7 protein-coding genes are annotated in these 10,145 nt (G+C 59.1%); 3 read left to right on the forward strand and 4 right to left on the reverse strand.

Annotated elements, in window-relative coordinates:
* Positions 1–87: 87 nt before the first annotated feature.
* Both JOE29_RS11570 and JOE29_RS11575 read right to left on the reverse strand, forming a co-directional pair.
* Entirely contained in the window at positions 88–1,788 is a 1,701-nt protein-coding gene (locus JOE29_RS11570) for a cyclic peptide export ABC transporter (protein ID WP_057406145.1), read from the reverse strand.
* Between the two features lie 80 nt (positions 1,789–1,868).
* Entirely contained in the window at positions 1,869–2,930 is a 1,062-nt protein-coding gene (locus JOE29_RS11575) for a TauD/TfdA family dioxygenase (RefSeq protein WP_024959042.1), read from the reverse strand.
* A 332-nt stretch (positions 2,931–3,262) separates the two neighbouring features.
* On the opposite strand from JOE29_RS11575, the gene syrB1 reads away from it, so the two are divergent.
* From syrB1 to syrC, 3 genes are all read left to right on the forward strand, one after another.
* A complete protein-coding gene (gene syrB1, locus JOE29_RS11580) occupies positions 3,263–5,107 on the forward strand; it encodes a syringomycin E biosynthesis L-threonine--[L-threonyl-carrier protein] ligase SyrB1 (protein WP_210079527.1) in 1,845 nt (614 codons plus the stop codon).
* A gap of 17 nt (positions 5,108–5,124) precedes the next feature.
* A complete protein-coding gene (gene syrB2, locus JOE29_RS11585) occupies positions 5,125–6,057 on the forward strand; it encodes a syringomycin E biosynthesis L-threonyl-[L-threonyl-carrier protein] 4-chlorinase SyrB2 (RefSeq protein ID WP_003383694.1) in 933 nt (310 codons plus the stop codon).
* Positions 6,058–6,128: 71 nt separating this feature from the next.
* The gene (syrC, locus tag JOE29_RS11590; protein WP_210079528.1) at positions 6,129–7,340 is read left to right on the forward strand and encodes a syringomycin E biosynthesis aminoacyltransferase SyrC; all 1,212 of its coding nucleotides are present in this window, start codon (positions 6,129–6,131) and stop codon (positions 7,338–7,340) included.
* Between the two features lie 207 nt (positions 7,341–7,547).
* Here the strand turns inward: syrC and JOE29_RS11595 are convergent, their stop codons facing one another.
* Positions 7,548–8,927 carry an MFS transporter gene (locus tag JOE29_RS11595; RefSeq protein WP_044312778.1) on the reverse strand — a complete coding sequence of 460 codons (1,380 nt, stop codon included), beginning with the start codon at positions 8,925–8,927 and terminating at the stop codon, positions 7,548–7,550.
* Positions 8,924–9,937, reverse strand: coding sequence for a cupin-like domain-containing protein (locus tag JOE29_RS11600; RefSeq protein WP_044312779.1), 1,014 nt, complete (start codon positions 9,935–9,937; stop codon positions 8,924–8,926). The genes JOE29_RS11595 and JOE29_RS11600 overlap by 4 nt, the downstream gene beginning before the upstream one ends.
* Positions 9,938–10,145 lie beyond the last annotated feature (208 nt).

Raw genomic sequence — 10,145 nt, forward strand, 5'->3', positions numbered from 1 at the left:
GCCGATAGTCGATTCGGGGCCAGGGAGTAGCGCGCTTCATGCCGTTTTGCGAAGGATCATCCCTGGAAATTTGGACCGCGCTTCAGTTCAGGCGCGCTTGTCCTGCACCGCGCACTTCACGTCGGAGACGATGCAACCATCGACCAACTTGATGATGCGATCGGCCAGCTGGAAGTACTGGTCGTCGTGAGTGATGATCAGAACGGTCTTGCCGCGCCGTTTGAGGTCCGGCAGCAGTTCCTCGTAAAAGAAACGCTTGAACGGCGGGTCCTGGTCGGCAGCCCACTCGTCCAGCAGGTAAATCGGACGGTCTTCCAGATAGGCGCAAACCAGGGCCAGGCGTTTCTGCTGGCCGTATGACAAGGCTTTGGTAGTTGAATAACCCTGCCCTTCGATTTTGACCTTGTCTTCCAGGCCCAGAGTCGACAGGTATTTCTGCGCCTGGTCGGTGCTGGCCAGTTCTTTCTCGTCAGGACCTATCAGCCGGTTGAACAGATGGAAGTCGGAGAACACTGCCGAGAACAGGTCGCGATAGTGGCTGCGCGAGTCTTCGGTGATTGCCGTACCGTCGAGCAGTAGCTGACCTTCTTTCGGGATGTACAGGCCGCAGAGCACTTTGGCCAGGGTACTTTTGCCACACCCGTTGCCGCCAACAATGTAGATCAGCTCACCGGACTGGATTGTCAGGTCGATAGGCCCCAGGGCAAACCCGGAATTGCTCAGTGGGTCCGTGTAGTTCATGTGGACGTTTTTCAGCTCGATCCTGCCCCAGGACTTCTTGTGATCGAGGAGCAACACATTGTCGGCGTCGCTGGTTTCCGGTTCCGGGTGCGGTTCGTTGATGGAGAATCCGAAATCCGCCAGACGTGTGCAGGCGATACGTCCCTGGGCCAGCATCGGCATGGTGGTGACCAGCATCACCAGCGGGCCCATGATGTACAGCACCGCCAGCACGCTGGCGCTCATGGTCTTGGCATCGATTACAGCGAACATGGGAGCAGCGAACAACAGGCAACCGATCAGCAGCGACAGGGTCAACTGGCCAACGTTGTCAGCGGTGGTGTACCAGAGCCGTTCGATGTAGTTGTACCTCGCGACCCGGGCCGAAGACTCCTGGATCGCCGAGCGACTGAACCAGCGGCGACGAATACCGTTGAGTTTCAGTTCCTTGAGGCCGAACACAAGCGCGTGTGTGTATTCGTTGAATGCGGTGAACTCGTCGCGAACCTTGTGGGTGTACTTGATGCCGCCCGCGAAAAACAGCAGGTACAGTACGACTCCCAGCACCATCAGCCCGATGGTTATTGCGAACACCACCCAGGACAGGTAAGCCAGATAGGCAATACCAAACAGAAATACCGCCGACTCCACGAGGATCGTTGGCATGATCAACAGCGTGGCGTTGAGTTGCGGAATATCGCTGGTGAGCATCGTCAGGACATTCGGCGCACCGCGGCGGTCGACTTCCTCAAGCGGTGTGCCGAGGATTTTGCGGCACAGGGCAATGCGCAGACGGGTCATGATGTGCATGCTGGCGTAGGCCGGAAACAGCGCCGCACCGTTGCGGAAAACCAGGGCAACCAGGCTCAGGCCAACGAACCAGAACAACGACTCACGCTGAAAGGTCTCCTCGTGAATCGCCTGGTTGATCACATTGACAACGGCAATGGAAGCCACGCCGCTGATCAGACCCGTCAGCAGCGTAAAGAACGTCAGCCAGGGATGGCTGCTCCATAGCAGACGCATTATCGAGCCCGGTCTGGTCTTCTTCTCTTGCTTGGTTTTCATTGCTTGCTGTCCTTGTATGCATTGGCCCGCGCGGGCGCCGGTGGTTGAACGCCCTGGCGGTTTCACTGGATATCGATCATTCAGGCCGGTCGCCAGACATCGCCCCGAGCGGTCATTTCACCCATGGCCACGACGATCAGCCGGGGTTCTTCATAAGGGTCACGGGCATGGGCGACGAGCATGTTGTCAAGCATCACGACATCGCCCTTGCGCCAGTCGAAGCGCACCGCGCACGCCTCGTAGGCATCACCGATCAAAGCCATCACCGAGTCTTCGATGGCTGAGCCATCGCCATAGCTGACCATCCTTGGCAGGCGGTCGGGGCCAAACATGTCTAGCAGGTCCTCGCGCAGTTCCTCGCCCATGCAATAGGGGTGATGCAACTGCACCTGATTGAAAAACCCACGCTCGCCGGTAAACGGATGGCTGATCACCGCCGGGCAGAGGGTGCGAAGCTGCAGGGTGTCGCCGTCGAGCCATTCGAAGTCCGTACCCTGCTCGCGGCAACGCTGTTCGATAGCGCTGCGTTCGGAGGTGCCGAAGAACGATTCCCAACTGGGCTCGACACCGGCTGTGAAGGTGCGGCTGTAAAGCAGACCTTTGCTTTCAAAACGCTCGATCACCTCTTTCGGCAGGTACGCGAGCACTTGGCGAATGTCCGCCAGTGGCGTCGCCCCGCCCACTTGCGATGGCTTCTCACAGAAGAACCATTGCTTGCGTGGCCAGCTTTCCAGGTGCGAACTCTCGTTGTGATAAAGGATCATCTCGCGCTCGGGATACGGCGTTGAGCGATAGACATTACGCCCGCCTTCCTTCTTCGGAAGGTCGCCATACGTGCCGTGCAGGCCAGGCGACAGCGCCTCGGCAAACGCTTCGAAGGCGGCGACCGAAGGCAGGTCAAACCCGCGAAACAACACTGCGCCGTGACGACACAACAGTGCCTCAATCGCCTCGCGTCGCGCGCTGGCCCACTGGGCCGGGTCCAGTTCATCAACGGTTGGCTCGACCACTATCGGCAAACTGATGTCGGCCGCCAGCAGGGACAACCGCACCGAGGGGTCAGCGGCCTTGTCGGGCCAGCTTGGCGCATCCGCTTGCCGTTGGTCAGCGAAAACGGGCGCAGTGTTAGCTTGAAGACTCATGAACAAACTCCTAGACCTCAGCCCTTCACATCCACTTTTTGTATGGAGCCAGACCAGCACGCTCCGGCACCGCGCAAGAATCAAAACACTGATGATCAGAAGCGTCTGTCACCGCAATCCGGGACAGCGGTCGCACAGCGGGTCGATGCGTGGTGGTGAGATTGGGCAGGCTTTGTCCCCATTTCCCTCGACAGACGCCGGCTGACAGTCGGTGCTGAAATGCGACAACTGCGGATCATGCCGGCCCATTCTCGGACGCGTCAGGCCGCAGGGATGTCTCGATTGCAGCGGATTTGAACGCTGAATCTGGTTATTACACAGGAGCCTTGGTCATGCCGATTAAGAACACTGACGAATCGCCCAGCGCTACGTCAGCCCCTCTCAAGCCCGGTGCTTTCCTGCACGAGATATTCAGTGACAGGGCACGTCAATTTCCCGAGCGCACCGCCGTTAGCGATGCGCTCAGGAGCTTGAGCTATGCACAGCTCGACGCACTCTCGACAAAGCTGGCTGCACGTTTGCGCGACGAAGGCGTGACCCAGGGCATGCGTGTGGGTATGTACCTGCCGCGCAGCGTTGATCTGGTCATCAGCCTGCTGGGCATTCTCAAAGCCGGTGGTACCTATGTGCCGGTCGATCCGCAATACCCCGGTAAGCGCGTCGAACACATCGTGCGCGACAGCGGCCTGAACCTGATCATCGGTGATGCTGCCAATCTGCCGAAAGTACCGTCTCTGCGTGCCTTGGCGCTCGACGAGTTGTTGTCCGCACCGGCGCTGGAGCTGGCTGTCGAAGACAGCCGCGTCGACCCTGATCACGCCACTGCGTACATCATTTACACCTCTGGCTCCACTGGCGAACCCAAGGGCGTTCAGGTTTCCCATGGCAACGTCAGTCGCCTGCTGGAAAGTACTCAACGCGCCTATGGCTTCAACGCCCAGGACGTCTGGTCGATGTTCCACTCCATCGGTTTCGACTTCTCGGTCTGGGAAATCTGGGGTGCTCTCGCCCACGGTGGCCAAGTGGCTGTTGTCCCATACGACGTCTCGCGCTCTCCTGCCGCCCTGCGTCAATGGCTCGCCGATCAGCGCGTCACAGTGCTCAGCCAGACGCCATCGGCCTTCCGTGGTCTTGATGAAGCCGATCGTAGCAATACTGCTCCTCTGGCGCTGCGCTACGTGGTGTTCGGTGGCGAAGCGTTGCCCGCCACCGTGCTGCGTGCCTGGGTCGAGCGTCATGGCGACCAGAAGCCAGCGCTGATCAACATGTATGGCATCACCGAGGCCACCGTTCACACCACCTTCAAGCGAGTGTTGGCGCAAGACCTGGAAACAGCGGCCATGGTTTCGCTGGGCAAGCCACTGGACGGCTGGCGCCTGCACCTGCTTGACGCGAATCAGGCCCCGGTCGCGGCAGGCACCACGGGCGAGCTGTACATCGAAGGTGCCGGTGTGGCGCAGGGCTATCTGAACCGTGAGGCGCTCAACGTCGAGCGATTCGTCGAGTTGCCCGGTGCCATACGCGCTTACCGTACTGGCGACCTGATGACCCTGGAGAGCAATGGCGAATACCGTTATGCCGGTCGCTGCGACGAGCAATTGAAAATCAGCGGCTTCCGCATCGAGCCCGGCGAGATCGAAGCGTCTCTGCAAGCCAGCCCGAGCGTGGCCGCCGCCCATGTCGGCGTACACGATTACGGCGATGGCGACTTGCGCCTGGTGGCTTACGTGGTGCCAGGCCAGGGCGTTGATGCCTGGACCGAGCAAACCCGCAGCGAAGTTGCTGCACTGATGGCCGACAGTTTGCCTGAGTACATGCGGCCCTCGGTGTATGTGCCATTGGCAGAACTGCCGGTGACTCAGCACGGCAAAATCGACAAGAAACAACTGCCCTCGCCTGCCGCTGACACGACGCCTTTAAGCGCGGCAGACGTCAAGGGGCTCAGTGAACAGGAGCACTTCGTGCTCAAGGTCTGGAGCGAAGACCTGGGTCTGAAAAACATCGGCGTCAATGATGATTTCTTCGATCACGGCGGCACTTCTCTGGCCCTGATCCGTTCGCTGAGCAAGCTCAAGACGCATTACAAAATCAACCTGGACCCGGGAATCCTGGCGGATGGCGCAACGGCCAAAGTCCTGGCCGACTACATCTCCCGCAGCCTTGTTCAAGCCCATTGACCGAAAAGGAAAAGCTCATGAGCAAAAAATTCGCTTTAACTGCTGAACAGCGTGCGTCGTTCGAGAAAAACGGCTTTATCGGCCCGTTTGACGCCTATTCGCCAGAAGAAATGAAGGAAACCTGGAAGCGCACCCGTCTGCGCCTGCTCGACCGCAGCGCCGCAGCCTATCAGGATCTGGACGCTATTTCCGGGGGCACCAACATCGCCAACTACGACCGCCATCTGGACGACGACTTTCTGGCCAGCCATATCTGCCGCCCGGAAATCTGTGACCGCGTCGAAAGCATCCTTGGCCCCAACGTGCTCTGCTGGCGCACCGAGTTCTTTCCCAAGTATCCGGGTGATGAAGGCACCGACTGGCATCAGGCCGATACGTTCGCCAACGCCTCCGGCAAGCCGCAGATCATCTGGCCGGAAAACGAAGAGTTTGGCGGCACTATCACCGTCTGGACCGCGTTCACCGACGCCAACATTGCCAATGGTTGCCTGCAGTTCATTCCTGGCACCCAGAACAGCATGAACTACGACGAAACCAAGCGCATGAGCTATGAGCCCGACGCCAACAATTCGGTGGTCAAGGATGGCGTGCGTCGCGGGTTCTTCGGTTATGACTATCGTCAGTTGCAGATCGATGAGAACTGGAAACCCGACGAGGCCTCTGCTGTGCCCATGCAGATGAAAGCCGGGCAGTTCATCATTTTCTGGTCGACGCTGATGCATGCCTCCTATCCGCACAGCGGCGAATCACAGGAGATGCGCATGGGCTTCGCGTCACGCTACGTACCGTCGTTTGTGCACGTGTATCCGGATTCGGACCACATCGAAGAGTACGGTGGCCGCATCAGCCTGGAGAAATACGGCGCGGTGCAGGTGATCGGTGACGAAACACCGGAATACAACCGCCTCGTGACCCACACCACACGCGGCAAGAAATTCGAAGCGGTCTGACCCATCTGCGTCAGACGACAGTAGCCTCGCGCAATGTGCCTGAAAAAAGCGCCCAAGAAGAGTAACGATCCATGACTATTTCCTCCGACGCAACGCTGCGTCTGTGCGAGACGGTGAGGATGCTCAGGCACCTTGCCCTCAACTTGCCCGATCCTGTATGCCTGAGCTTTCTCGCCCAGGAAAATGGCCCGCTGCCAGAGCCGGCGTGCTCCAGCGTGCGAGCCACAGAGCGGGCGATCAATGCCGCGTTTGCGCGCATCGGCGTGCGCACCCTGCAGTACTTGCACGGTGGCGAGGCACAACTGTCGTCGTTCGAATATTTTATAAGCCGCAAAATCTGCGAAGCGCTCGACTATCGCTACGAGCACTTCGATGATGCTGGAGACGTCACCGCATTCAATCGACTGCTCAAGCATTTTGAATTCGACGGTGCAGTGCCGCATATAGAGACACTGCTCCTGACCACCCACGACCATGCCCGGTTGCTGGTGCATGCCAGTGCCAACCGCGAGTTGCCCCCCGTGGTTTTGGCACTGCCCTGCGGCATTCCGTTCGATCTCTGCCGCGACTGGTTCGACGCCCTGAGCGAGCGCTTTTTTGTCGTCACCTGGGAAACCCGAGGGTTGTTCGGTGCCTGCGAGGCGTTCGACCAGATTGCGGTGGACACCGACGCCCAGGTCGCCGACATGATCAGCGTGATGAATCACTTCAGGTTATCGACCGCACACCTGATGGGCATCTGCGGCGGAGCGGTGATAGCCCTGAGCGCTGCTGCTGCCCATGCCGACCGGGTCAACTCCCTGAGCCTGTGGCATGGCGATTACAATCTGGACGACAACGACCTGCGCACCGCTCATCAGCAAAACTTCGAGTGGTTGATGGAAAGTGCTGCTCAGGATCGTGGCGAGGCTGCTGACCTGCAAGCGATGTTCCTCGATCAGTCAACGCTGGCCACCACCCCTGAGTCCATTGCCCATGTGGTGCTTTACCCTTACGTCAATCCCGAGTTGTTCTATCGCTATGCGCGCTTGAACGACGCGCTGAACAAGACCGAGCTGGCACCACGACTGACGCGCATCACCGCGCCGACCCTGGTGGTGGCTGGCGATGCCGATGCAACCACGCACATCGGCGGTTCGCGGCATATTGCGGCGTCGATAAAGGACGCCACGCTACACGTAGAGCGCGATGGCAGCCACCTGGAGTTCTTCTCATCCACTCAACAATCGAAACAAACCGCCTTCCGCTTCCTCGAAGAAGTCCTTCAGCCCGCTGTCGCCTGAAAGTCGCCCGACAAAAAGGGGGCCTTGGCCCCCACACGCGACAAAACGGTCCGCTATCCTCCTCCGAACCAACATCCCTCAGTCAGCGATGGGCTTTGCTCGATAAACCTTGGATAAACCACTGTGCGGTTGACCGCACAGCGTTCCACAGAGCTGTCGAAATCCACCAGGTTACTGCCAGTGGCGTTGATGCGCCGGGCACCGCTTTCAAAGGGCATCGGCCTGGACTGTATCGTCCGCCTGCTGGACGGGTGCTTCGGACTTGGCACCTTCAAGACGGCGCATTGGCCCGTGCAACAGCGCCGCTATAGCCATCACCGCGAAGACGGCGCCGGTGATCACGAACAGCAGTCCTACTCCGCGCCCTACACCCACCCCTAGCCACACGCCAATCGAATCGGCATAGGCCCCGCCGAGTATCATCGCCGGCCCAAACCAGTGATCTACCAGCACGCCACCGACAAAGATCGCCAGGCTGCTGAAGGCAATGGTCAACATATTGATCAAGGCAAAGGCACTAGCGCGATTGCCGACAGGGATTCGGCTCATCCAAAGCGCATTGACACCGGCATCGGCGACGCTCGCGACCATGATCGCGCCGAAAGCGACTGCGCAGTACGCCGCGATCTGCGAAACCAGCCCCAAGGCGATGATGCAGATCGACAACAGCAGATCAGCTATCGCCGCCATCAACATCAACCTGCGCCGAGCACCCATTGATACCAGCCCCCCGGCGCCTAGCAGCCCGCCCAAGGCAGCCCATGTGTAGGCCATGCCCAGGCTGTCGCTGCCCAGGGTCGATAACAGCAACGGCGCCATCATTAGCGTAACCATAGACAGCAGCGCGTTGCGCATCACGGTGTAGACCAGCAGCCAGATCATCAAGCGGCTGGCGGAAAAAAACTTGAGCCCGGCCATGACATTGCTTAGCGCACCGCCAAGCACCGCATCATCAGTACTCTCTTCTCTTGCCGCACGCGCCCAAGGCACATGGGAAAACGCCTTGATCACCAGCACGGTGCCGGAACAGAAGGTAATCAGGTCTACCATCAGCACGCTCACCAGGCCGGCCTTGGCCATGATCATCCCTGCCAACAACGGAGCGACCAACGATGACACGTTCTTGGTGATGCCCATCAGCCCCGAGGCCTGGGTGTATCTTTCCGGACTGACAGCAGCACTGACCGCCGCCTGATAAGCCGGGGCACGGAATGCCGAAACGATCGAGGCGATGCAGTTGAAGATATACAGATGCATGGGTTGCAGGCGGTCGAGCCAGAGCAGCCCGATAACTCCGGCCAGCAACAGCGCAAGGGTTACGTCGCAAAGGACAATGATCAGCCGGTGACTGATCCGGTCAGCGAGCCCTCCCGCCAAGGGCAGGAACAGAACTGCCGGCAACGTTGCTGCCAGCACCACATTGGCGAAGGCAACCGCAGAACCTGTGCTGGAATAGACCCAGACGCCGAGCGCGAATTCGGTCAGCGCCATGCCGAAGATTGCCAGAGACTCACCGGACCAGAGGAAGTAGAAGCTTCGCCCCAGATCCAGACCTTTCAATGACTGGCCGCGACGCCAGAAACTCACGGGCGCACCTCCGGACGTGTCTTCGGCCTGAAGACACCGAGCAGCGCACGCGCCGACCGATAGGCCAGTGAATAGGCTACGGCGACCAGCACCAGAGGTGCCTGACGGGAAAACAAGTGGGTGCGCAGCAGGCGTCTGGCGATGGGCGAGCTAATGTCGCCAATCACATGCAAGGGGGTCTTGAACGTTGCCGCGACGGTAACACCGACCGCGTCATCCATCGATTGCACTGCGTGCCACCAGTAGACCGGGATGTACAGGGCATCGCCCGGTTCTACCACCGCACGCAAAGCCTGCAGGTTGCGAGTGCCCGGGAAGCGCTGGGTATCGATGTCATACAGATAGCCTGCTTCCTCGATCACCGGCCGCAGCGCTTGCCAGGTGGCGTTGTCCGGAGGCAACAAGAGAACTTCCTTGGCGCCGACCACCTGTGACATGAAGGTCTCGTCGGCACTGTGAAAATGCCAATCGGTGTAGGAGTTGCGATAAAAAAAGCTTCGATAGGGTGGATAGTACAGCGGTGTGGACAGTTCCGGCATGAACGGCAGACCGCCCACGTCATGTCTCAGTGACTCAAGAGCCTCGCCCTCTTTGAAACCGCAACTGTCAGCGACCAGTGGGTGTTCGCCCACACCCAGACTGTCGAGAAAGTCATGAAACGGGATGTCACTGTGGACCTCGTTCGAATACTCGATCAAGGCCTTTTTGATCTCCGGATTCGACCAGCCCACCACTTCCGAAATGATTTTCGAGCGCACCACCACCGGACGGTTATCTGAATGATCCTTGATGTAGTCCAGCTGCTTCCACTTGTGGAACGCGGGCCAGTGGAGTACTGCGTTTTTGATCAGGCAGGGACGGTTGTAGTTGACGTAGCGACGGACGAAATCTTCCCGGGAAATAGTCAACGCATCGATCACTTCCACGGGCGTGGCTCGGGAGTGGTTGGGGAACCGGGAAAGACTCCAGAACTTCGAATCAGGCTGATCAATTTCGGCGCTTAACGGCATCCTACGACCCTCACAAAGACACTAAACGAGAGTTGATATAACAGACTCAAGTGACCCGCCCAAGCGTCGCAATGGCCGTCTCCTCACGGTGTCCCTGCTTCCCATGACAGACATCCCCCGGTGGATACTCTAATTTTTTCAACAGCTTCCCCTTGTCCCGGCGACCGGCAGTTTCTTTCTCCAAGCGTTCACTAACGTGCGCCACTGC

Source organism: Pseudomonas sp. PvP009, assembly GCF_017832995.1.
Classification (GTDB): Bacteria; Pseudomonadota; Gammaproteobacteria; order Pseudomonadales; family Pseudomonadaceae; genus Aquipseudomonas; species Aquipseudomonas syringae.